Here is a 22332-nt window from a genome sequence, read left to right as displayed (position 1 = left end):
TGGGCCTCATGCGGGAAGCTTTCCTGATCTCCACAGTTACTCTCAGTGGGATCGTCCTGTTCCTCATCCTGTCCGCGTTCGGCTACGGTTTCCTCCGTCCCGAGCGGGTCACCCGGCACGGCGAGCGACCGGAGTTCCCCCGGTACCGGCCGGTCGCCCCCGACGAGGTGGCCATCATGATCGCCTGCCGGAACGGGGCGGCGACGATCGCCGGGGCGGTGCGGGCCGCCCGCGCCACCGGTGCCCGGGTCTACGTGGTCTCCGACGCCTCCACCGACGCCACGGCGCGGGAGGCCGGCGAGGCCGGGGCCGAGGTGCTGGAGCTGACGGAGAACATCGGCAAGCCGGCCGCCCTGCACGCCGGGTACGTCCGGTTCGGGCTGGGCACGGCGTACCGGGCCGTCGCCATCCTCGACGACGACGTGCTGATCGCACCCGACTTCGTCACCACCGCGCTGGAGCACCTCACCGAGCAGGTGGCGATCGTCGTCGGGCACAACGTCACCTGGTGGCCGCCGGAGCGGCGATGGAACCCGTGGCTGGCCAAGCGCGCCTACAGCTACTGGAACTACCAGGCCGTCGTACGCCGCATCCAGAGCCACTTCAACGTCATGAACTGCATCTCCGGCTCGAACTCGATCTACCGCACCGAGCTGCTCGACGTGCTGCTACCGCAGCAGCCGCCGTACATCGTCGACGACACGTACTGGGTGCTGGAGACGCACCGCCGGGGCCTGGGCCGCGTCGTGTACGCCCCCCGCGCCGTCGCGCTGTTGCAGGACCCGACGAACGGGCGGGACTGGTACAAGCAGAACCTGCGCTGGCTGTGGGGCACCTTCCAGGGGATCATCGGGCACCGCGTCGGCCGCCGGAACACCCGCTTCGACTACGCGTACGTGCTGCTGATGGCGCACTGGCTGGTCTACGTGCTCGGCGCGCCGCTCACGCTGTGGCTGCTCGCCACCGCCGGGCCCGGCCTCGGCACGGGCCTGCTGTTCCTGCTCGCCGGCCAGGGGCTCTGGGTCGCGCTCGCCGCCTGGCGGCTGCGCCGCCCCCGCCTGCTGCTGTTCCTGCCGGCGATCGTGCTGGCCGACCTGCTGTACCGGGTGATCCTGGTGCACGCCCTGGTCAAGGCCATCCGCCAACCAACGGTGGACCGGTGCGTGTGGGCCTCGCCCACCCGCTTCGCCGTCCCCGCCACGACCGACGCGTGAGGGAGGTGAACATGTCCGCGAGCCAGGATCTGCCGGTGACGGGGGCCTCCACGGCGGCCGTCGGCCTGATCGGCGCCCTCGCCCTCGGCCTCGGCGCGCTGCTGGTGACGGTGGCCCAGTGGGGCGCCAAGCTCCGCCGCCGAGGCAACTGACCCCCGGCCCGTTCCCCCGCCCGCCCCGGGCGGGGGGCGGGTGGCAGGGTGGGCGGATGACGCCACCGGACGCCAAGGCCGACCTGCACCAGTACCTGCGTGACGCCCGCCAGGCCCTGCTGTGGAAACTCGACGGGCTCCCCGAGTACGACATCCGCCGGCCGGTGACCCCGACCGGCACCAACCTGCTGGGGCTGGTCAAGCACCTGGCCGGCGTCGAGTTCGGCTACTTCGGGCCGACCTTCGGCCGGCCGTACGACGAGTCGATGCCCTTCGACTCCGACACCGACCCCAACGCGGACATGTGGGCGACCGCCGACGAGTCCCACGAGCAGATCGTCGCGCTCTACCGCCGGGCCTGGTCACACGCCGACGCCACGATCGAGGCGCTGCCGCTCGACGCGATCGGCACCGTCCCCTGGTGGCCGGCCGGGAGCAACCGGGTGACCCTGCACCTGGTCCTGGTGCACGTGACCGCCGAGAGCCACCGGCACGCCGGGCACGCGGACATCGTCCGAGAGATGATCGACGGCACCGCCGGCATGATGCAGAGCCACGACAACCTGCCGTACGGCGACGCGAGCCGGTGGGCGGAGCACCGCGCCCGGGTACAACGGGCAGCCGAGCAGGCGTCGGACGGATAGCGGGTAGCGACCGGGCGGGGCCACCCGTTCGGCCCCAAGATCGTGCTCGATCAGGGAAAGAGTGGCCTCCCAGCCCGGCTGATGCCACTCCTTCCGGGATCGAGCACGATCTTGCCCGCCTGCCCCGCCCCGTCACGCCCCGCCGGAAGTAGGAGATCTTGGAAGTTTGTGGCCCCTCCGGGGGCCGAAATCTTCCAAGATCTCGCCCCGGTCAGGGCTTGCGCAGCCAGGTCGCCGGATCAGTGACGAAGATGCCCTTGCCCTGGTGACGGCTGATCACCCCGAGCGCCTCAAGCCGCACGTTGACAAGCTGGATCGTCGACGGACTTACGAAGTACTGCTTACACAGTTGGGCAATCGAGGGCAACTTGTCCCCCGGCTTGTACTTCCCCGATCTGACGTCGGCAACTATCTCGTCAGCAATCCGGAGGTAGTCCGGGGTCGCAGGCATGGCACTCCTCGCGTGGCACCTCCGATTCGATCACGGCGACACACCTTCCGACAAGTTCCGCCCTTATCTTGTGTTCAACCTCTTCCTCATTTAAGTTAGGCGGTGAGCGCTCCTCGCGTGGCAACGAGTAGGGCTCTTCCCCCGGTCGGGGCGGGTATCGATGTTGGAAGGGGTATACCCGTCCCGGCCACCTTCCCCGGCAGCGCCGCTCCCGGCTGCCCTTGCGGAGAGGTGGTCCTCATCGTGCGCATACTCCTGCGGCTGTTCCGCCCGAACCGGTCGACGGCAACCCGCCGATCCGCAGCAGCTGAGCGACCCCCCGACCGCCGCCCACCGGCCCGACACCGCGCCACCACCCGGCCGGGGAACGGGCCACCCACGAGCACCCCACCCACAAACAGCCGACCTACGGCCGGCAGGGCTGCAAGCCGACCCGGGCCGCCGGGGCGGCACAATGCGGGCCACCATCACCGCTCGACGGCGTACCCGCCGCTCTGCGCCCGTCAGGTGCGGCAGCAGCGGTTCGGCCGGTGCCGGCGCGGGCTGGACCCGGCCGAGGTGGACGGCTACCTGCGCCGGATCGCCGACGAGCTGGCCGCGCTGCACGCCGAGTTGAGCCGTACCCGGGAGGAGAACGCGCGGATCAAGGGCGCGCTCCGCGACTGGCAGTCCCGGTTCGGGCCCCGGGTGGTGCGCGGGTGACCGCCGCGACCGGGCGCGAGCGGTACGTCGTACACCTGACCGTCGCCGCCGACGACCTGCCGGCGGCGCGGGTGCTGGCCCGCGCGATCGGCCGGTCGCTGGCGTTCCTGCCGGAGCTGGTGCTCGGCGAGACGACGGTGTCGCAGGAGGGCGCGCCGGACGCACAGCACCAGGTCTTCTGCGACCGGCGGCTCGGCGGTCGACGCCGCTGCGTGCGCCGCGTCGATCATGCCGGCGGCTGCACCTCGTAAGCGCATTCTCAGCCGGCTGCATCTGCCTCGCGGCACGGCTCGGGCCGGTCATCCCTGGACGGAGTGGCCGGCCCGAGCGCTCCTGCCGTGCTGATCTACGCCGCAAGCCCCGCCTAGGTTCGGCGTGGGGTGGGAGTCCGCCGGTATGTGGTGGGGCGGCCTCTGCCGCCGTCCTGGTGCACGAGGCCGCGATTGCGCAGGCTCCGCAGGGCCTTGCGGATGTTGGGTCCGGTCAGGTCGAGCGTGGTTTCGAGTTGGGCGACGGTTCTCGGTCCGGCGGCGAGCGCGTCGTAGATGCGTAGCTCGGTGGTGTTGAGCGCCGGGCTCGTTGGCGTGCTTGCGGGGCTGCGGAGCAGCACGGTGAACCTGATGTTGGTGTCGATGTACTGCGCCGGTGGCAGGGCCCGGTCCGCCAGTTCGTGAGCGATGGTGGGGATGCCGCTGGCGAGGGCCTCGATGACCCGGCCGCCGGTGGCGGCTGAGCGGACGTGTTGGCAGATGGCCACAAGGAGCCCGTTGCGGGCGGAGGTGACGGCGTCGCGGCCGAGGCGGTCGACGGTGATGCCGTACAGACCACCAGGGTTGGTGATGACAAGACGGTCGCGGCGTAGCCGCACCTCGATGGCGAATGCCTGCGACCAGTGGTCGAGGTCGCGGTGGATGAGGGCGTTGGCAACGATTTCACGAAACGCGACCAAGGGGTACGTGGGTCGATCGGCGACGCTGCCGTCGGGGTTGGCGACGATGGCCGTGTCGAACGTGCGCCGGGCCCAGTCCAGTGCGGTGTCGAGCATGCGGGGAATGGGGCCTGTGATCGTGATCTGGTTGCGCGCTCGCACCGTGGGTGAATCATGGGGCAGGGGTTCGGCGGCAGCCTGGATGACGTAACGGGGAAAGAACTGCTGCGGGTGGACGCCGAGGGCGAGCAGGCCAGCCGTGGTGGGTTGCCCGCCACTCACGGTCACGCCGGCCCGGCGCAACAACTCGGCGTCGTCGGCGAAGCGCCCCAGCCCGGCGGCGTCCCGCTCGCGTACCGTCGCCAGATACGAAGCGACCAGGGCTGGGTCGAGGTCATCGAAGCTGGCCCCGTCGACGGGTCGGCGGTCGAACAGTGGCGGTCGCCGGGCGGCAAGGAACCCTTGCGTCTCCAGGTCGGACAGCGGAAAGTCGCCGTCGTAGCCACGAAGGTAAGCGGTGCCCGTGGCGGTGACCCGGCACGGTTTTGCCGACGGATCACATTCGTGAACCCGAGCGACGATCACCGGTTGTCCGTCGACGATGCCGTCGTCGATGGAGAGGCGCACCGGCGGTGTGTATGCGCGCGCCTTCGTGGCGAGGCCCTGCTTGAGGACCTGCGGATCGGCCAGTGGCACCGGGCGGAAGCCGGTACGTTCGTCCAAGCCCAGAATGACCGTCCCACCACCGGGAAGGTTGGCCAAGGCACTCAACGAGGCGGTCAGCGAGACAGGCAACCCGCCTGCGGCGGCCTTGACTTCGACATTGGTCGTGTCCCCGCCTGAGGCGCGCAGCGCCTGTATCAGGTCGTCCAAGTTCTCGGCCATGGCGCGAAATGTAACTGCACAGGGGTTACATTTCAAGCTCTTGGGTTACATTTTGCGTTGCACCCACGACGGGGCGACGCCGCTGCGAACGGCGGCTGCGTCTTCTGAGTGCATTCTCCGCCGGCGTCTGCCTCGCGACACGGCTCGGGCCGGTCACCCCCTGGACGGGGCGGCCGGCCCGAGCCGATGCACACGGTGCGGAGGTGTTAAGAGGGGGCCCTTCCTATACAGAAAGCGTTAACAGGGGGCCCTTCCTTGCACCTACGGCGCTACGGTGACCGTCACCTCGTTGATGCCGCGGGCGGCGGTCACGGTGCTGTCGCCGTTGCCGTGCCGGGACAGCGCCCGCAGCGTCCAGGTGCCCGGCGCGGCGAAGAACCGGAACTGGCCGGCCGGGGAGGTGACCACCTCGGCGGTGAACTCGCCGGTCGAGTCGAGCAGCCGGACGTACGCGCCCGCGACGGCGTCGCCCGCCTCGGACCGGACGACGCCGGTGATGACGGTCTCCTTCTCCAGGTCCAGGCTGGCCGGCAGCGGGGCGGCCTGGTCGGGCGCGGCGCAGCCGGCAGCGGTCTGTGCGGTGGGAGCGGTCATGGCTCAGGCCTCCCCGGGCTCGTCGCCGAGCGCGACCGGCACGCCGACCAGCGAGCCGTACTCGGTCCAGGATCCGTCGTAGTTCTTCACGTTGGCGTGGCCGAGCAGCTCCTGGAGCACGAACCAGGTGTGCGACGAGCGCTCGCCGATCCGGCAGTAGGCGATCGTCTCCTTGCCGTCGTCCAGGCCGGCCGCGGCGTAGATCTTGCGCAGCTCGTCGTCGGACTTGAAGGTGCCGTCCTCGTTCGCCGCCTTGGACCACGGCACGCTGATCGCGGTGGGGATGTGACCGGCGCGCTGGGCCTGCTCCTGCGGGAGGTGGGCGGGGGCGAGCAGCCGGCCGGCGAACTCGTCGGGGCTGCGCACGTCGACCAGGTTCTTGGTGCCGATCGCGGCGACCACCTCGTCGCGGAAGGCGCGGATCGAGGTGTCCGGCTCCTGCGCGACGTACTGGGTGGCCGGGCGGGTCACCGCGTCGGCCACCAGCGGGCGGGCGTCCAGCTCCCACTTCTTGCGACCGCCGTCGAGCAGCTTGACGTCGCGGTGGCCGTAGAGCTTGAAGTACCAGTACGCGTACGCGGCGAACCAGTTGTTGTTGCCGCCGTACAGGACGACGACGTCGTCGTTGGAGATGCCGCGCTCGGAGAGCAGCGCCTCGAACTGGGACTTGTTGACGAAGTCCCGGCGGACCGGGTCCTGGAGGTCGGTGCGCCAGTCGAGCTTGATCGCGCCGGCGATGTGCCCGGTGTCGTAGGCCGAGGTGTCTTCGTCGACCTCGACGAAGACGACGCCCGGGGCGTCGATGCTCTTCTCGGCCCATTCGGCCGAGACGAGTGCGGTGTCGCGACTCATCAGATCACTCCCTGGTGAGGATGGATGGTGAGCCTGCGCGAGGACGAAGTCTGTGGCTGTCGCACCACGCGCGGGACCCAGTGGGAAGGACGGGATCACGGGTTCGTGCGACGGCGCCGCTGCCGGGCGTTCAGGGGGGAGAACCGGAGGGTACGCAGACCCTGTGGCCGGTGGCCGCCGTCAGGCGGCCGAGGACAGCCCCGCCGTCAGATGACGGGGCGACACAGGCAGGTGGCCACGCGGCACAGGTCGACCGCGCGCCGTTTGGTGAGGAGCGTCCCCATGAGCAGGGACACTACCAGCCATCCCGGGGACCGCCACCGGCCCGACCAGCATCCGGGACGCCCGTCCCGACGGACAGTCGCCGGACCGGCGCGCGCCGTGCCCGCCCCGCAGCGGGGTCAGCCGGCCGAGTTGATCGGGACCTCTTTGGCGGCGGCGGTCACCGCCAGGCCCTGCGGCAGCGGCTTGACCTCGCGCACCGCCAGCTGGAAGGGCAGGTCGGGCAGGGGGACGTCGATCGAGATGTCCTTGGCGTAGTTGCGCAGCAGGGTGCGGGCCCGCGGGACGTTCGGCAGCCCCTCGGCGTCGACGTCGTTGAAGCGCAGCGAGATCGCCCCCTCCTTGCCGACGGTCACGTCGGCGGTCCCGGTGAGCGTCAGCTTCTGCCCGAGGATGTCGACGGGGGCGGTGACGGCGAGCCGGCCGTCGCGCTCGCCGAGGGTCAGGCCGGGCCGGTCGAGGAGCGCGGCGAGGCTCGCGTACGTGATGGTGCCGGTGCCGTCGACGGTCTCGGCGACCACGTCGCCCTGTTGGGTGCGCAGGGTGTCCAGGGAGGCCCGCACGTTGCGGGCGTCGACATCGAGCTCCGGCAGGGCCACCGCGTCGCCGTTCACCGAGCCCTGCACGTCGCGCAGCCGGATGGAGATCCGCTCGTACCTGCCGTCGAGCACCTGGGTGAGGAAGGGGAAGCCGCCGACCTCGACCTCGGGCGGCGACGACTGGGCGCCCTGCTTGGTGATCTCCTGGGTGATCTGGTCGGTGATGGCCCGCTCGGCCACCCCGGCGGCCACCCGGTCGGCGGCCACCAGCAGCCCGCCGAGGATCAGCAGGAGGACCAGCAGCGTGATGAGCACCTTGCGCCCGCGTCGCCGGGGACGTTCCTCGTACGCCGGGTGGGCCGTCGCCACGCCGCCTCCTTCTGCCGTGCCGGCGCGCCCGTGGCACCGGTGCCGCCCGAGCGGCGCCCCGGAGAGTACCCGAAGGGAGAAAACCTCAACCCCCGGTCGCGCCCCGCCGCCCGGCCCGCCCCACCCGTCAGGCGGTCAGAGGAACAGCACACACATGGCGTACGCCGCCGGGGCGGCCAGGGCGAAGCCGCCGAGCGGGCCCTGCATGTGCCGGGCGACCCACATCGTCGGCGGCTCGCCGGCCATCAGCCGGCCCGCCTCCGCGTATCCGACGGCGAGGTCGGCCAGCACGGCGGTGCCGGCGGTGACCAGGCCGATCACCGCTCCGCTGGTCGGGGTGAAGCTGACCAGGTAGCTGCCGAGGACCGCGCCCGCGAGGGTGCCGACCATCGCGCCGATCACGACGCCCGCCGCGCCCCGGGGCACCTGCGGGGCGAGCCGGGGCCAGGGCAGCACCGCGTCGGTGATCCGGGCCACGGTCAGCGCGACGCCGGTGGCGGTGAGGCAGACGGTGATCGCCTGGGTGCCCGCCGGGATCCGGCTGAGCACGATCAGCGTGGCGAACGCGACCACGCCGACCACGATCAGCAGCGTGGTGCCGAGCGAGTCGGTGACCCGGACCCGGTCGACCCGGCGGACCAGTTGCCCGAGTACGCCGAGCAGGAAGCCCCCGGCCGCGAGGTAGCCCAGCGGCGCGAGGCCGGCGATGTCGGACTGCACGGCGGCGATGTCGGCGGCGGCGGCCACCACGGCGCTGGTGAGCGCCACCAGCAGCAGCGCGGGCGGGCGCATGGCCATCGTCCAGGCCAGGACGAAGATCAGCTGCACGCCGAAGATGATGAGGGCGAACGGCAGCCGGTGCCCCGGCCCGGCGGTCTGCGCGCCGAGCACCAGGCCGACGCCGAGCAGCGCGGCGAACCCGGCGACGGTGAGGGCGAGCGGCCGGCGTACTTCGACCGGCTCGATCTCCTCCTCGCCCGCCTCGTCGACGGCTTCGTCGTCGGGTCGCCGGGCGGGTTCGCCGCCCCGGCGCAGCCGGCGGGGTCGCCCACGGCGCACCGGGGGCCCGTCGTCGTCGACGAGCGGGCCGGTGCGCGGGGCCGGCGGGTGCGCACGACCGGCCGGCCCAGGGTGGACGTCGTCGACCCACGGGTCCCGGCCGGCCTCGGAGGAGGTCGAGGGAAACACGCCCTGATCGTGCCAGACCGGGGTGTCGGATCGGTGGCCACGGTTTCCGCGACGTTAAAACCTGCGGCGCGATCGTGGGCAAGACCGACAAACGGGAAACGACCTGGAGGCACGGGCGGGGCGATCGGTTACGCTCAAGCCGTTACCCGCCCGTCAGCGACGCCGGGACCCACGCAAGTTCTCAGCGCACCCCGCCTCAGGGTGCCGCTGGTCGCGCGCGGCCGTGAAGGCCGCCGGGACGGAGGTGATCGTGTGGAGATCCTTTTGCTGGTGACCGCGCGCGCAGGTGAACCATCGGTGGTGCTGCCGGCGCTCGACCTGCTGCCACACTCGGTGCGCACCGCGCCACGCGACGTCCGCACGCTGGTCGCCGGCCCAAGCCCGGACGCCGTCCTCGTTGACGCGCGCTCGGAGCTGAGCGAGGCCCGGGCCACCTGCCGGATGTTGCACGCCACCGGGCTCGGGGTGCCGCTGGTCGCGGTGGTCACCGAGGCCGGGCTGATCGCGCTCAACGCGGACTGGGGCGTCGACGACGTCATCCTCGCCAGCGCCGGTCCGGCCGAGGTGGAGGCGCGGCTGCGGCTGGCAGTCGGCCGGTTGAGCAACGCCACGTCCGGGGCCGGTGGCTCGATCCGGGCGGGCGAGCTGAGCATCGACCCCGACACGTACGCCGCGAAGCTCAAGGGTCGGCCGCTCGACCTGACATACAAGGAGTTCGAGCTGTTGAAGTTCCTGGCCCAGCACCCGGGTCGGGTCTTCACCCGGGACCAGCTGCTGCGCGAGGTCTGGGGTTACGACTACTTCGGCGGCACCCGCACGGTCGACGTGCACGTACGGCGACTGCGGGCGAAGCTCGGCTCGGAGTACGAGTCGATGATCGGCACCGTGCGCCAGGTCGGCTACAAGTTCGTCGTGCCGCCGTCGCGGTCGCTGGCCGAGTCGGAGCACGCCCCGATCCCCGTCTGACCTGCTCCGGTCCCCCGGCTGACCCGTCCCACTCATCACTCCAGCGCCCGATTGCCGGTTTGCCCTTTTTGCGCCACTCGCCAGTTTTATCCTGACTGGCGAGTGGCCGAGGAAAGGGGCAATGGTGCGTACGATGACCACGGGGGCGACGAGGGGCCGACCCCCGCAAGCGAGCGGCGGCGACCACTGATGCGCGTCGATGCAACCGGGCGGTTCGTGGCGCTCGCCACCCTGGTGGTGGCCTCCCTGCTCGGCTCCGCGTACGCGCTGGGCCGCAGCATGGTGCCCGAACCGAGCCGGCAGTCCACCGGGGTCACCGCGAGCGCGGACGACCCCAGCTTCGCCGACCAGCCGACGCAGACCGGCCCCGGCCGGGGCGGGGCGCCGCCCTCCGCCGCCGGCGGGCCCGCCGGGGCCGGCCAGGACAGCGAGGCCGGCCAGGACGGCGAGACCGGGCAGCCGCCGGAGACCGCCGACGGCCCGTTCGGCGCCCGGGTCACCACCGGGTCGCCCCAGGTGGCGCTCACCTTCGACGACGGGCCCGACCCGCAATACACGCCGCAGGTCCTGGCGCTGCTGCGGGAGCACGGCGTAACCGCCACGTTCTGCGTGGTCGGCGAGAACGCGCAGAACCACCCCGACCTGATCCAGGCGATCGTGGCCGACGGCCACACCCTGTGCAACCACTCCTGGCACCACGACGAGCTGCTCGGCAAGCGGTCGGTCGACGTCATCCGGGCCGACCTGCTGCGCACCAACGCGGCGATCCGGGCCGCTGTGCCGAACGCCCAGATCGCCTACTACCGCCAGCCGGGCGGCGCGTGGACGTACCCGGTGGTGTCGGTGGCCGAGGAGCTCGGCCTGGTCCCGCTGCACTGGACCGTCGACCCGTCGGACTGGCGGGCACCGGGGGCGTCCCGGATCGCCAATGTCGTCTCCGCCGAGGCGCAGCCCGGCTCGATCGTGCTGCTGCACGACGCCGGCGGCGACCGGCAGGGCACGGTGGACGCGCTGCACAGCCTCCTGCCGGACCTGGCGGCCCGGTTCCGGCTGGAGGCACTGCCCCCGGGCACCACCTGAGCCGGCGGCCCGCCCACGGGCACCCGGCCCGGCGGCCCCGCCCACCGGCGCCTGAGCCGACGGTCCCGCCCACCGGCCCCACCTGAGCGGCGGTCCCGCTACCGTTGGTCGGGTGAGCAGCGCCGAGCCGACGACCGACCGGGTGACCCGGGCCGATCTGCTGACGCCGGGCGAGGTGGCCGACGTGCTGGCCCTGGCCCGTGCGGCGGGCGACGCCGACGGCGCCGAGCCGTTCGACGAGCACACGCTGCTGCGGCTGCGCGACCCGCACGCCCCGGCCGTGCACCTCACGGCCCACGCGCCGGGCGGCGTCCTGACCGGGTACGCCCACCTGGACACCACCGACCCGGCCGGCGGCGTCGGCGTGGAGCTGGCCGTGCACCCCGCGCACCGGCGGCGGGGCGCCGGTCGGGCGCTGGCCCGGGAGGCGCTCGCGGCAGCCACCGGGCCGGTACGCGCCTGGGCGCACGGCGACCACCCGTCCGCCGCCGCGCTCGGCGTCGACCTCGGCCTCACCCGGGCCCGGGTGCTCTGGCAGCTGCGTCGGCCACTGGTGGACCCGCTGCCCGAGCCGCGTCTGCCCGACGGGGTGGCGCTGCGCGCGTTCGTCCCCGGGCAGGACGACGACGCCTGGCTCGCGCTCAACGCCCGGGCCTTTGCCAGTCACCCGGAGCAGGGCCGCTGGACGGCCACCGACCTGCGGGTACGCCTCGCCGAGCCGTGGTTCGACCCGGCCGGCTTCCTGCTCGCCGTCTCCGCGGAAACCGGCCGGCTGCTCGGCTTCCACTGGACCAAGGTGCACTCCCGGCCCGGCACGGCCGGCATCGGCGAGGTCTACGTGCTCGGCGTCGACCCGGCCGCGCACGGCGGCGGGCTCGGCAAGGCGCTCACCACGGCCGGGCTGGCACACCTGCGCAGGCGGGGGCTGGACCGGGTCATGCTCTACGTGGACGAGTCGAACACCGGGGCGGTCGCCCTCTACGAGCGGACCGGGTTCGCCCGCTGGTCCGCGCACGTCAACTACCACCTCGGCTGACCGGTCGCCCCGCCCGGGCGCGTCGCGACAGCCTCGCGACAGCGTCACGGCGGTGTCACGGGGTGGCCTCGGCGCGGCGCTCAGCCGAGCACGAAGCGGGGCTCGCCGTCGACGGGCAGGTCCAGACGCGGGGCGATCGGCGTCGCCGCGTCGCGGGTGGCCGACGCGCGGGCCACCCCGGTCAGGTCGCCGGCGGCGGCCACCTGGGCCAGCGTCACCAGGGTCGGCGGCAGCATGGTCAGCTCGCCGGCCTCCGCCCGGGCCAGGGCGTCCGCCGGGCGTACCCACATGGTGTGGTCGGCCTCGCCGGAGACGTCCCGGGTCCGCTGCCCGGCCGGCAGCAGTGCCACGAAGAAGTACGTGTCGAAGCGGCGCGGCTCGAACTCGGGAGTGATCCACCGGCTCCACGGCAGCAGCAGGTCCGACCGGAGGGTCAGCCCCCGCCCGGCGAGCAGGTCGGCGAAGCCCCGCCGACGGGCCTCCAGGTCCTGCCGGGCGGACTCCCAGTCGTCCCCGCTGACGTCGCCCACCACGGTCGCCGCGTCCGGGCCGGCCAGCAGCACCCCGGACTCCTCGAAGACCTCCCGGGCGGCGGCGCACACCACCGCCTGCGCGGCTTCCGGCGCGACGCCCAGCCGCCCGGCCCAGCCCGCCGGCTCGGGCCCGGCCCAGTCGAGGTGGGCCGCCGAGTCGGACGGGTCCACCCCGCCGCCGGGGAACGCGTACACGCCGCCGAAGGCCATCGCGGCGACGCGACGGATGACGTACACCTCGAAGTCGTCGCCGGCCGGACGCAGCAGCAGCACGGTGGCCGCGACCCGGGGCCGCGCGGGCGTGCCGCCCCCGGCGCGGAACCGGCGGGCGTGCTCGACCAGGGCCGGCGGGGCGGGGAAACCGTGACTGTCGATGGTCATGCGCCGAGCCTAGTCCCGCAGCATGGTTCGGCCGGTCCGGCGACCGTTGGGCCGCCCACGCCCGGCTAGCGTGGGCGCATGACACGTTGGGGGATTCTGGCCACCGGCCACATCGCCGGCCGCTTCGCCGAGGACCTGCGGCACGTGCCGGGGGCCGAGCTGGTCGCGGTCGGCTCGCGGACGCCGGAGGCGGCACGGTCGTTCGCCGACAGGCACGGCGCGCAGCGGGCGTACGGCTCCTGGGCGGAGCTGGCCGCCGACGACGAGGTGGACGCCATCTACGTGGCTACCCCGCACGCGGCGCACCACGAGGCGACCATGACCTGCCTGGCGGCGGGCCGGGCGGTGCTGGTGGAGAAGCCGTTCACCCTCGACCTGGCCGACAGCGCCGAGCTGGTCGGGGCGGCCCGCGCCCGGGGCGTCTTCCTCATGGAGGCCATGTGGATGCGCACGAACCCGCTGATCCTGCGGGTGGTCGAGCTGCTCGCCGACGGGGCGATCGGGCAGGTCACCGGCGTGCAGGCCGACTTCGGGGTGGCCGGGCCGTTCGCGCCGGAGAGCCGGATGCGCGCCCGCGCGCTCGGCGGGGGCGCCCTGCTCGACCTGGGCGTCTACCCGGTCAGCCTGGCCCACCTGCTGCTCGGCGTCCCGCAGCACGTGCGGGCCTGGGCGAAGATCGGCCCGGAGGAGGTGGACGAGAACACCGGCATCGTGTTCGGCTACGACTCGGGTGCCGTGGCGACGCTGAGCTGCGGCATGATCGGGGCCACCCCGCTGGTCGCCTCGATCACCGGCACCGCCGGCCGCATCGAGCTGCCCGCGCCGTTCTTCCGGCCGCCGTCGGCGACGCTGCACCGGGCCGGCGCGGAGCCGGAGACGATCCCCGCCGACCTGACCGGCGGCGGCTACCAGTACGAGGCGATCGAGGTGCAGCGCTGCCTCGCGGCGGGGCTGACGGAGAGCCCGCTGGTGCCGCACGCCACCACGCTGGAGGTGATGGCCCTGTTGGACGACATCCGCACCCAGATCGGCGTCCACTACAAGTGAGCTGCGGGGCGATGTGCAAGGAAGGGCCCCCTGTCAACGCATTCTGTTGTACAGGGGGCCCTTCCTAACCGCCGGGCCGGCGGGCGCGCCGACGCAGCGAGCGCGCAGGGGCGGCGGGGCGGCGGTCAGCCGAAGAGGGGGCGGACCAGCAGGTAGGTGAGGCAGGCGATCAGCGCCGCCGCCGGGAACGTGACGATCCAGGCGATCACGATGTTGCCCGCCACGTTCCAGCGGACCGCGGAGAGCCGCTTCGTGGCCCCCACGCCCATGATCGCCGAGGTGATCGTGTGGGTGGTGGAGATCGGCGCGTGGAGCACCAGGGCGTTGAAGTAGAGCACCGAGCTGGCCACCGTCTCGGCGGCGAAGCCCTCCGGCGGGCCCAGGTCGATGATCTTGCGGCCCAGCGTCCGGATGATGCGCCAGCCGCCGGCGTACGTGCCGGCCGCCAGCATGGCCGCCGAGGTCCAGAAGACCCAGCCGGGGATGTGGGTCTTGTCGTCCTGGAAGCCGCCCGTGTAGAGGGCGAGGACCACGATGCCCATGGTCTTCGCGGCGTCCTGCATGCCGTGGCCGACGGACATGGCCGCCGCCGACACGGTCTGCGCCCAGCGGAAGCCCCGGTTGAGCTTGCCCGGCTGCCCGTGGCGGAACAGCCACAGGATCGCCAGCATCAGCAGGTAGCCCAGGGCCAGGCCGACGATCGGCGAGAGCACCATCGGCAGCAGGACCTTCTCGGCGATGTTGACCCACTGCACGATGCCGCCGGTGGCCAGCAGGGTCGCCCCGACCAGGCCGCCGAACAGCGCGTGCGAGGACGACGACGGCAGGCCGAAGTACCAGGTGATCAGGTTCCAGGCGATCGCGCCGAGGACTCCGGCGAAGACCACCCCCAGGCTCGCGATGCCGGTGGGCAGGGTGACCAGGTCGTCGCCGACGGTCTTGGCGACCCCGGCGCCGAAGTGGGCGCCGACGAAGTTGCCGACGGCGGCGAGGGCGAGCGCGACCCGGGGTGTCAGTGCGCGGGTGGAGACGCTGGTCGCGATCGCGTTGGCGGCGTCGTGGAAGCCGTTGGTGTAGTCGAACGCCAGGGCCACCGCGATCACCGCCAGCACGGCGATGAGTTCGGGACTCACAGGATCAGGACTCCTTGACCGCGATGGTCTCGACGGTGTTGGCCACGTGCTCGAAGGCGTCGCAGGCGGCCTCCAGCTCGTCGGCGACCTCCTTCATCTTGAGCACCGTGAGCGCGTCGTACTCGCCGGAGAAGAGGCGGACCAGCAGCATCCGGTACGCCTGGTCGCCGTCGTTCTCCAGCCGGTTGCACTCGATCCAGTAGTCCTCGAGGTCCTTCATCGACTTGAGTCGGGGCATCGCCTCTGCGGTCAGCTTGGCCTGCTGGTCCAGCACGTTGACCAGCTCGTGCAGCTCGCGCGGGAGCGCCGGCAGCTTGGTCAGCCCGTAGAGGTAGAGCAGGTTGCCCACGGCCTCCAGGTGGTCCATCACGTCGTCGAGCAGGGAGCCCAGCCGGTAGATGTCCTCCCGGTCGAACGGGGTGATGAAGGTAGAGTTGATCTTCTTGTACAGGTCGTGGGTGATCTGGTCGCTGTCGTGCTCGACCTCGGTCAGCCGCTCGCTCACCGACTGCACGTCGACGCCCGGCAGGGCCAGCTCGTTCAGCAGCTCGGTGCCCCGCACCAGGTTCTGCGCGGCCCTGGTGAAGAGCTCGTAGAAGGCGCCCTCGGTGGGGCGGAAGGAAAACTTCACAGCCTGGACCTCGTCGTGTCGGTGGAAGGGTGGCGGACGCCCGGGGGTGCCTGCAACGGGAATGCTAGGAAACGGCGGAGCCGCGAATTCGTCGGCCCACCCCTGGCCAGCCGCCATTCACCGGTCGTTCACCTTCCGTTTACCTAGATCCGGTCAATCGGCCCGCAACCGCCGGTCGGGCGCCCGGCAACCGCCGGTCAGTCGCCCCGCAACCGCCGGCGTTCCGCCGCCACGTCGAAGTCCGCCGGCGGATACCCGAGATCCAGGTCGTCGAACGTCTCCCGGAGCAGGTGGGCCACCGCCCAGTCCCGGTACCACTTCCGGTCCGCCGGCACCACGTACCAGGGCGCGGCGTCCGCGCCGCACCGGCTCAGGGCCTCGGCGTACGCGGCCTGGTAGTCACCCCAGCGGGCCCGGGAGTCCAGGTCGCTCGGGTGGTACTTCCAGTGCTTCGTCGGGTCGGTCAGCCGCGCCAGCAGCCGCTCGCCCTGCTCGGCGTACGAGATGTGCAGCATGACCTTGACCAGCCGCACCCCGGCGTCGGTCAGCTCCCGCTCGAAGGCGTTGATCTCGTCGTACCGGGCCCGCCAGGTGGCCTCCGGCACCAGCGACTCCACCCGGGCGATCAGCACGTCCTCGTAGTGCGAGCGGTTGAAGACCCCGACGTACCCGGGCGGCGGCAGGGCCCGCCGGATCCGCCACAGGAAGTCGTGCCGCCGCTCCCGCTCCGTCGGTGGGCCGAACGAGCGGATGTGCAGCCCGAGCGGGTTCATCGCCCCGGCCACCCGCCGGATCGTGCCGTCCTTGCCGCCGCAGTCCATGGCCTGGAGCACCAGCAGCACCCGGTCGGGTCGGCCCCGCCCCGGCCCGGCGTCGGCCGCCGTGGCAGCGCCGGTGGGCGCGCCCGGACCGGCGGCGGCCTGCGCGGCGGCGTACAGCATCTCCTGTTGCCGCCCCAGGGTCGCGCCGAGCAGCCGCACCTGCTCGCGCGCCCACGCCTTGGGGCTCCCGTCGCTCTCGGCGGCGGACGCCGGCAGCCCCGGCGTCGACCGGGGATCGATCGCCGCCAGGTCGACGGCGCCCCCGCCCACCCGCAGCAGTTCCCGCATCGTCGCCCCCTCGGGCGGCACGACGTCACGAACAGCGTGGGCGGCATCCGCCCGCGCACCATCGAACCCGCTCATAACAGGATCATGACCCACCCCGGCCACTTCCGCCCGTCGGGCGCCGTGTCACGTTCGGGGTCGCCGGGGCGTCAGGTGGTGGGGAGAATCGTGTGCACCGGAGGTGGCGGCGTGACGGAGCTGGTCGACGGTTCGAGGCGGAGCGGGGGCGGCTGACCGCCCTGGCGCACCGGATGCTGGGCAGCCGCAGCGAGGCCGAGGACGCGGTCCAGGAGACCTGGCTGCGCTGCGCCGGCGCGCTGGGCGACCCGGCGCGGCGGGCGGAGGTCGGCAACCTGGCCGCCTGGCTGACCACCACCTGTGGGCGGATCTGCCTCGACGTGCTGCGCTCGGCCCGGGTGCGCCGGGAGACGTACCCGGGGCAGTGGCTGCCCGAGCCGGTCGTGACGCCGTTGGGCGGCGAGGGCTTCGCGCCCGACCCGGCCGAACGCGCCGCCCGCGCCGACCGGGTCGGCACGGCCCTGCTGGTGCTGCTGGAGCGGCTCGGCCCCGAGCAGCGGGTCGCCCTGGTGCTGCACGACGTGTTCGCGGTGCCGTTCGACGAGGTCGCCGAGGTGCTCGGCACGACGGCGGTGGCCGCCCGGCAGCTCGCCTCGCGGGCCCGGCGGGCCCTCGCCGCGCCCGACGCGCCCAGGCACACCGCCGACCTGGCCGAGCAGCGGCGGGTGGTCGCCGCGTTCGCCGTGCACGACGGCCGGATCACCGGCATCTTCAACCAGCTCAACCCGGACAAGCTGACCCGGCTGCCCGACCTCGGGGCGGAGGCCGACTGGCCGCCGCGCTGGTAACTGGTCACGGGCCGCCGCGCCGGCGACGGGCCGCGGGCGGCGGCGGGCTCAGACCACCAGGGCCAGCCACTTCCGGTACTCCGTGGCGAACGGCTCGCTGCCGTCACCGAGCGCGCCCAGCAGCCGGCGGGACGCGGCCTCCGCCTCGGCCACCAGGTCGTCGGGATAGCCGAACAGCTCCCGGTGCTCGGCGAACTCGTCCTCGTCGCGCAGCTCGACCAGCCCGGTGCCCCGGCGGCGCACCACGTCGAGGTCGAGGTCGAACAGGTGGACGGTGTCCTCGCCCTCCCAGCGGGCCGGGGTGGCGATGTCGCAGTAGACCTCGCTCGTGCGCGGCGGCGGGTTGAACATGCACGTCCACCAGGCGTGGTGCGGCACCAGCAGCACGAAGGGAATCTGCTCGACGGAGGGCCGGCCGTGGTAGACGGACTCGGTGCCGGCCGGCACGCCGAGCCACACGCCGAGGTCGTCGGTGGCCAGGCGGCGGGCCGGGTAGTCGCGGTGGGCGCTGCCGTCGTACTTGCGGTAGATCACGCGGACCACGTCGCTCGGCATGAGTCGCACCCTAGTCGATACCGCCCATCCGCCGCGCGGGGGGAAGTAACGGAATCGATGCCGGGAGATTCCGTACCGTGACCCCGCCACGCGGGGCGGGGGCGGACCGGTGTCGGCGGCGACGGGTACCGTCGCACGGTGACTCCGCCGCGCACCGCTCCCGGTTCCGCCCTCCCCCGCACCTCCGCCCGGCGGCGCGGAAAGCGGGCCGACGCCGGGGAGCTGCTCGCCGCGGCGGTCGGCGCGGTCCCCGGCGGCGCGGCCCGCCCCGGCCAGCAGCAGATGGCCACGGCGATCGAGGAGTGCGTTGCCTCCGGCGAGCACCTGCTGGTGCAGGCCGGCACCGGCACCGGCAAGTCGCTGGCCTACCTGGCCCCGGCCCTGACCGTGGACGGCCCGGTGGTGGTCTCCACCGCGACCCTGGCGTTGCAGTCCCAGCTCGTCGAGCACGACCTGCCCCGGCTCGCCGACGCCGTGGAGCCGGTGCTCGGCCGCCGGCCCACCTTCGCCGTGCTCAAGGGCCGCCACCACTACCTGTGCCTGGCCCGGCTGGACAACTCGACGGAGGACGAGCCGACGGACACCCTGTTCGACGCCGTCGAGCCCCGGCCGGGCGGCGGGGGCGGGAAGTGGCTCGGCGAGGCCGGCCGGCTCGGCAAGCAGATCGAACGGCTGCGCGACTGGGCGGCGGAGACCGACACCGGCGACCGCGACGAGCTGGACCCGGGCGTCGACGACCTGGCCTGGCGGCTGGTGTCGATGCCGGCCCGGGAGTGCGTGGGGGCGTCCCGCTGCCCGTTCGGCGCGGAGTGCTTCGCCGAGGCGTCCCGGGCCCGCGCCCGGGAGGCCGACATCGTGGTCACCAACCACAGCCTGCTCGCCGTCGACATGATCGCCGGGCGGCACATCGTGCCGCCGCACAAGCTGCTGATCGTCGACGAGGCGCACGAGCTGGCCGACCGGGTCTCCTCGGCGGCCCAGGCCGAGCTGGTGCCGGAGCTGATCGACCGGTCCACCCGGCGGGCCCGGCCGCTGCTACGCCCGGAGGTCGCCGAACGGCTCACCGAGGCCGGCGACGCGCTCGCCGTCGGGCTGGCCGAGGTGCCCGCCGGCCGCCTCACGGCCGGGCTGCCCGGCCCGCTGCGCGAGGCGTGCACGCTGCTCGACGCCGCCACCCGGGCCGCGCTGGACGCGATCGGCGACGTCAAGTCCGACGACCCCGACCCGGTCCGCAAGCAGCAGGCCAAGGCGGTGCTCGACGAGCTGTCCGCCACCGCCCAGCGGCTGCTGGAGGAGGCCGAGCACGACGTGGCGTGGGTGGAGAAGCCCGACAACGGCAGCCGCCGGGCCCTGGTGGTGGCCCCCCTGTCGGTCGCCGGCACCCTCGCCACCCACCTGTACGACGAGCGCACCGTCGTCGCCACGTCGGCGACCCTGGCGCTGGGCGGCCGGTTCGACACGGTGGCCCGGGCGCTGGGGCTGGACGCACCGCCGCCCGCCCCGCCGTCCCCGGCCGCCGCCGCGCTGGCCGCCACCACGGCCCGGGGGGACGCCCCGGCCGGCGCGACACCGGTGGCCGCAGGCCCGGGCAGCCGCCCCGGCACCGGCACCGTGCCCGCCACGGAGGGGCCGGGCTGGCGGTCGCTCGACGTGGGTTCCCCGTTCGACTACGCCCGGCAGGGCATCCTGTACGTCGCCGCGCACCTGCCCCGCCCGGCCGCCTCCGGGCTGCCCGACGCGGCCGGCGAGGAGCTGCTGGCGCTGGTCGGGGCGCTCGGTGGGCGTACCCTCGGGCTCTTCTCCTCCCGGCGGGCCGCGCAGCAGGCGGCGGAGCTGCTGCGCGCGAAGACCGACCTGCCGGTCCTGCTCCAGGGCGAGGAGGCGCTGCCGCTGCTGGTGCGCAGGTTCCGCGAGGAGCGGTCGAGCTGCCTGTTCGGCGTGATGTCGCTGTGGCAGGGGGTCGACGTGCCGGGCGATGCCTGCCAGCTCGTGGTGATCGACCGGCTGCCGTTCCCCCGGCCGGACGAGCCGCTCGCGGCGGCCCGCGCCGCCGCAGTGGACGCGGGCGGCGGCTCGGGGTTCTCCGCCGTCAGCGTGCCGATCGCGGCGGTCCGGCTGGCGCAGGGGGTGGGCCGGCTGATCCGGGCCACCGGGGACCGGGGCGTGGTCGCGGTGCTCGACTCACGGCTGGAGACGGCGCGGGGCTACGGCCCGTTCCTGCGCCGCTCGCTGCCCCCGTTCTGGTATACGACGCGCCCCGAGGTCGCCCGGGGGGCGCTGGAGCGACTCGGCAAGCCGTGACCGGGCCCGACCCACCCCGGAGAGGCCTGGTCCGGCCGGTCAGGGCACCCGCGAGGCGACCACCACGGCGTCCGCCGGGGTGTCCGGCACCGTACGCGCGGCGAGCCGGCGGACGGCCGTGTTGAGCACCGCGATCAGCGGCACCGAGACCAGCGCGCCGGTGATCCCGGCGAGCACCACGCCGGCAGCAATCCCGATGATCACTGCGAGCGGGTGGATGGCCACCGCCCGGCCCATGATCAGCGGCTGGAGCACGTGCCCCTCGACCTGCTGCACGCCGATCACCACGCCCAGGATGATCAGTGCGGTGACCGGGCCGCTGTCGACCATCGCCACCAGCACCGCGACGACGCCGGAGAGCGCGGCGCCGACGATCGGGATGAACGCACCGAGAAAGACCAGCGCGGCCAGCGGGAACGCGAACGGGATGTCGAAGATGACCAGAAAGGTGCCGATCCCGACCGCGTCGATGAACGCGACCAGCACCGTGGCCCGCACGTAGGCGCCCAGCGTCTCCCAGGACGCCCGGCCGGCGTCGTCGACCTTCCACCGGGCCGCCACCGGCAGCAGCCGCACCAGGAAACGCCAGATCCGGCTGCCGTCACGCAGGAAGAAGAACGTGGCGAAGAGCACCAGCACGATGCCGGTCAGCACCTCGGCCAGGGTCGCCGCCGTAGAGACGGCCCCGCTGGTGAACCGCTCGGTGTTGTTGTTGATCCAGGCCTGTGCCTCCTCGATGTACCGGTCGAGCTGGCTGTCCGACAGGTGCAGCGGGCCGGTCTTCAGCCAGTCCTGGATCTGCCGGACGCCCTCGGAGGACTTCTTGCTCAGCTCCGGCACGCCCTGGATGAACTCGTTCACCACCAGCGTCAGCGTGCCGATCACGGCGGCCAGGCCACCGACCAGCACCACCGCGGTCGCCAGCGAACGCGGGAAACGCGCCCGCAGCAGCCAGCCCACGGCCGGCGCGAGCAGCGCCGAGAGCAGCATGGCGATGGCCAACGGGATGATCACGATGCTGACGGTGGCGACGACCTTCAGCAGCGCCCAGAGCACGACGCCGATGACGATGAGCCGCCACGACCAGGCGGCCCCGATGCGCAGCCCGTGCGGCACGTCCGCGTCGTCCCGGCTGGAGGTGGAGTTGTGCAGCGCGGCGGGCGGCTCGGCGCCGACCACGACCGCCGTCGGCGGTGCCACCGGCCCCGGCGAGCGGGGCGAGGCCACCCCGGCCTCGTCCGGCACGTCGATGCTGCCGGGCAGCGCGCGACGACCCGTCACGTCGGCCCGCCCGGTCGGGTCGGCGCGGGCCTGCCGCACCGCGTCCCGTCCCGCCTCGTACGCGCGGCGCAGCCGTCCCCGTACCCGCTCGAAGCGGCTCAAGCGCACCTCCCGCAGCAGAACCCGCGCCCAGACGACAGGGGGCAGGATACGTCCGACCACCCCAGCCTAGGGCGGTTGCGCCAACATTGCCCCGGGCCGCGACCGCGTAACCACCGGCGGACCGGTCCACGGGGACGCGGTACCGTTCCGTCGTGACCGCCGATGACAATCTCGACGCCGGCCTGCCGATCCGCCTGCTGCACGACCGGGTGCTGGTGCGGATGGAGGGGAGCGAGGGTGAGCGCCGCTCCACCGCCGGCATCGTGATCCCGGCGACCGCCGCCGTCGGCAAGCGCCTCGCCTGGGCAACCGCCGTCGGGGTGGGCCCTCACGTCCGCTCGATCGTCTCCGGCGACCGGGTCCTCTTCGACCCTGACGACCGCTCGGAGGTGGAGCTGCACGGCCGGGGATACGTGCTGCTGCGCGAGCGGGACGTGCACGCCGTGGCCGCCGAACGAATCGAGCCGGAGTCGACGGGCTCCACCGGCCTCTACTTGTAGGGAAGGGCCCCCTG

Annotated in this window: 24 protein-coding genes and 1 pseudogene; 12 read left to right on the top strand and 13 right to left on the bottom strand. The window is 73.3% G+C overall.

Translation table 11 applies throughout. From position 1 onward, the window contains the following. Nucleotides 1–8: 8 nt before the first annotated feature. From ACFT41_RS07480 to ACFT41_RS07470, 3 genes are read left to right on the top strand one after another with little or no spacing between them, the layout of a single operon-like run. On the top strand, nucleotides 9–1214 hold the full coding sequence (locus ACFT41_RS07480; protein ID WP_377582220.1) for a glycosyltransferase: 1206 nt from the start codon (nucleotides 9–11) through the stop codon (nucleotides 1212–1214). 11 nt (nucleotides 1215–1225) lie between these two features. Beyond that, a complete protein-coding gene (locus ACFT41_RS07475) occupies nucleotides 1226–1366 on the top strand; it encodes a hypothetical protein (RefSeq protein ID WP_377582217.1) in 141 nt (46 codons plus the stop codon). A 56-nt stretch (nucleotides 1367–1422) separates the two neighbouring features. Beyond that, complete coding sequence (locus ACFT41_RS07470; RefSeq protein WP_377582214.1) at nucleotides 1423–2010, top strand: DinB family protein; 588 nt, start codon at nucleotides 1423–1425, stop codon at nucleotides 2008–2010. A gap of 211 nt (nucleotides 2011–2221) precedes the next feature. On the opposite strand, the gene ACFT41_RS07465 is transcribed toward ACFT41_RS07470, so the two are convergent. Next, a complete protein-coding gene (locus ACFT41_RS07465; RefSeq protein WP_377582210.1) occupies nucleotides 2222–2461 on the bottom strand; it encodes a winged helix-turn-helix domain-containing protein in 240 nt (79 codons plus the stop codon). 102 nt (nucleotides 2462–2563) lie between these two features. Between ACFT41_RS07465 and ACFT41_RS07460 the strand changes: the two genes are divergently transcribed. Both ACFT41_RS07460 and ACFT41_RS07455 read left to right on the top strand, forming a co-directional pair. Further along, complete coding sequence (locus ACFT41_RS07460; RefSeq protein ID WP_377582207.1) at nucleotides 2564–3163, top strand: DivIVA domain-containing protein; 600 nt, start codon at nucleotides 2564–2566, stop codon at nucleotides 3161–3163. After that, nucleotides 3160–3408: pseudogene (locus ACFT41_RS07455) on the top strand (hypothetical protein); the annotation flags it as partial. The gene ACFT41_RS07460 and the pseudogene ACFT41_RS07455, both read left to right, overlap by 4 nt. A gap of 119 nt (nucleotides 3409–3527) precedes the next feature. On the opposite strand, the gene ACFT41_RS07450 reads toward ACFT41_RS07455, so the two are convergent. The 6 genes from ACFT41_RS07450 to ACFT41_RS07425 form a co-directional block, all read right to left on the bottom strand. Then, complete coding sequence (locus ACFT41_RS07450; RefSeq protein WP_377582204.1) at nucleotides 3528–4976, bottom strand: ATP-binding protein; 1449 nt, start codon at nucleotides 4974–4976, stop codon at nucleotides 3528–3530. Nucleotides 4977–5237: 261 nt separating this feature from the next. Further along, the gene (locus ACFT41_RS07445; protein ID WP_377582202.1) at nucleotides 5238–5570 is read right to left on the bottom strand and encodes a DUF1416 domain-containing protein; all 333 of its coding nucleotides are present in this window, start codon (nucleotides 5568–5570) and stop codon (nucleotides 5238–5240) included. 3 nt (nucleotides 5571–5573) lie between these two features. Then, the gene (locus tag ACFT41_RS07440) at nucleotides 5574–6422 is read right to left on the bottom strand and encodes a sulfurtransferase (protein WP_377582199.1); all 849 of its coding nucleotides are present in this window, start codon (nucleotides 6420–6422) and stop codon (nucleotides 5574–5576) included. A 206-nt stretch (nucleotides 6423–6628) separates the two neighbouring features. Next, on the bottom strand, nucleotides 6629–6706 hold the full coding sequence (locus ACFT41_RS07435; RefSeq protein ID WP_311202345.1) for an Ms5788A family Cys-rich leader peptide: 78 nt from the start codon (nucleotides 6704–6706) through the stop codon (nucleotides 6629–6631). Nucleotides 6707–6823: 117 nt separating this feature from the next. After that, nucleotides 6824–7612: a DUF2993 domain-containing protein gene (locus ACFT41_RS07430; protein WP_377582196.1), complete on the bottom strand. Its 789-nt coding sequence runs from the start codon at nucleotides 7610–7612 to the stop codon at nucleotides 6824–6826. Nucleotides 7613–7747: 135 nt separating this feature from the next. Next, nucleotides 7748–8800 carry a hypothetical protein gene (locus ACFT41_RS07425; RefSeq protein WP_377582193.1) on the bottom strand — a complete coding sequence of 351 codons (1053 nt, stop codon included), beginning with the start codon at nucleotides 8798–8800 and terminating at the stop codon, nucleotides 7748–7750. Between the two features lie 252 nt (nucleotides 8801–9052). On the opposite strand from ACFT41_RS07425, the gene ACFT41_RS07420 reads away from it, so the two are divergent. The 3 genes from ACFT41_RS07420 to mshD all read left to right on the top strand — a co-directional run bounded on the left by ACFT41_RS07420 (nucleotide 9053) and on the right by mshD (nucleotide 11882). Further along, a complete protein-coding gene (locus tag ACFT41_RS07420) occupies nucleotides 9053–9766 on the top strand; it encodes a winged-helix domain-containing protein (protein WP_377582190.1) in 714 nt (237 codons plus the stop codon). A gap of 189 nt (nucleotides 9767–9955) precedes the next feature. Further along, nucleotides 9956–10846 (top strand): polysaccharide deacetylase family protein, encoded by an 891-nt coding sequence (locus ACFT41_RS07415; protein ID WP_377582187.1) that lies wholly within the window; start codon nucleotides 9956–9958, stop codon nucleotides 10844–10846. Between the two features lie 112 nt (nucleotides 10847–10958). Beyond that, on the top strand, nucleotides 10959–11882 hold the full coding sequence (gene mshD, locus ACFT41_RS07410) for a mycothiol synthase (RefSeq protein WP_377582184.1): 924 nt from the start codon (nucleotides 10959–10961) through the stop codon (nucleotides 11880–11882). Between the two features lie 80 nt (nucleotides 11883–11962). Here mshD and ACFT41_RS07405 read toward each other — a convergent pair whose 3' ends face one another. Next, nucleotides 11963–12796, bottom strand: a complete 834-nt coding sequence (locus ACFT41_RS07405) for an NUDIX hydrolase (RefSeq protein ID WP_377582181.1) — start codon at nucleotides 12794–12796, stop codon at nucleotides 11963–11965. A 78-nt stretch (nucleotides 12797–12874) separates the two neighbouring features. Between ACFT41_RS07405 and ACFT41_RS07400 the strand changes: the two genes are divergently transcribed. Beyond that, a complete protein-coding gene (locus tag ACFT41_RS07400; RefSeq protein WP_377582178.1) occupies nucleotides 12875–13843 on the top strand; it encodes a Gfo/Idh/MocA family protein in 969 nt (322 codons plus the stop codon). Nucleotides 13844–13968: 125 nt separating this feature from the next. Here ACFT41_RS07400 and ACFT41_RS07395 read toward each other — a convergent pair whose 3' ends face one another. The 3 genes from ACFT41_RS07395 to ACFT41_RS07385 all read right to left on the bottom strand — a co-directional run bounded on the left by ACFT41_RS07395 (nucleotide 13969) and on the right by ACFT41_RS07385 (nucleotide 16716). Next, nucleotides 13969–14976, bottom strand: a complete 1008-nt coding sequence (locus tag ACFT41_RS07395; RefSeq protein ID WP_377582175.1) for an anion permease — start codon at nucleotides 14974–14976, stop codon at nucleotides 13969–13971. A 4-nt stretch (nucleotides 14977–14980) separates the two neighbouring features. After that, nucleotides 14981–15607 (bottom strand): DUF47 domain-containing protein, encoded by a 627-nt coding sequence (locus tag ACFT41_RS07390; protein ID WP_043965192.1) that lies wholly within the window; start codon nucleotides 15605–15607, stop codon nucleotides 14981–14983. 197 nt (nucleotides 15608–15804) lie between these two features. Next, entirely contained in the window at nucleotides 15805–16716 is a 912-nt protein-coding gene (locus ACFT41_RS07385; protein WP_377582324.1) for a PPK2 family polyphosphate kinase, read from the bottom strand. 167 nt (nucleotides 16717–16883) lie between these two features. On the opposite strand from ACFT41_RS07385, the gene ACFT41_RS07380 reads away from it, so the two are divergent. Then, nucleotides 16884–17579, top strand: coding sequence for a sigma-70 family RNA polymerase sigma factor (locus ACFT41_RS07380; RefSeq protein ID WP_377582172.1), 696 nt, complete (start codon nucleotides 16884–16886; stop codon nucleotides 17577–17579). Nucleotides 17580–17627: 48 nt separating this feature from the next. Here the strand turns inward: ACFT41_RS07380 and ACFT41_RS07375 are convergent, their stop codons facing one another. Further along, complete coding sequence (locus tag ACFT41_RS07375; protein ID WP_377582169.1) at nucleotides 17628–18134, bottom strand: DUF402 domain-containing protein; 507 nt, start codon at nucleotides 18132–18134, stop codon at nucleotides 17628–17630. A gap of 138 nt (nucleotides 18135–18272) precedes the next feature. On the opposite strand from ACFT41_RS07375, the gene ACFT41_RS07370 reads away from it, so the two are divergent. Further along, nucleotides 18273–20435: an ATP-dependent DNA helicase gene (locus ACFT41_RS07370; protein ID WP_377582166.1), complete on the top strand. Its 2163-nt coding sequence runs from the start codon at nucleotides 18273–18275 to the stop codon at nucleotides 20433–20435. A 39-nt stretch (nucleotides 20436–20474) separates the two neighbouring features. Here ACFT41_RS07370 and ACFT41_RS07365 read toward each other — a convergent pair whose 3' ends face one another. Continuing rightward, complete coding sequence (locus ACFT41_RS07365; RefSeq protein ID WP_377582163.1) at nucleotides 20475–21878, bottom strand: AI-2E family transporter; 1404 nt, start codon at nucleotides 21876–21878, stop codon at nucleotides 20475–20477. A gap of 92 nt (nucleotides 21879–21970) precedes the next feature. Between ACFT41_RS07365 and ACFT41_RS07360 the strand changes: the two genes are divergently transcribed. Continuing rightward, nucleotides 21971–22318, top strand: coding sequence for a GroES family chaperonin (locus ACFT41_RS07360; RefSeq protein WP_377582160.1), 348 nt, complete (start codon nucleotides 21971–21973; stop codon nucleotides 22316–22318). Nucleotides 22319–22332 lie beyond the last annotated feature (14 nt).

This window comes from Micromonospora sp. NPDC057141, from assembly GCF_042670805.1.
Classification (GTDB): Bacteria; Actinomycetota; Actinomycetes; order Mycobacteriales; family Micromonosporaceae; genus Micromonospora.
Note: the sequence above shows the minus strand (reverse complement) of the source record. Positions and strands in the feature narration are given on the sequence as shown.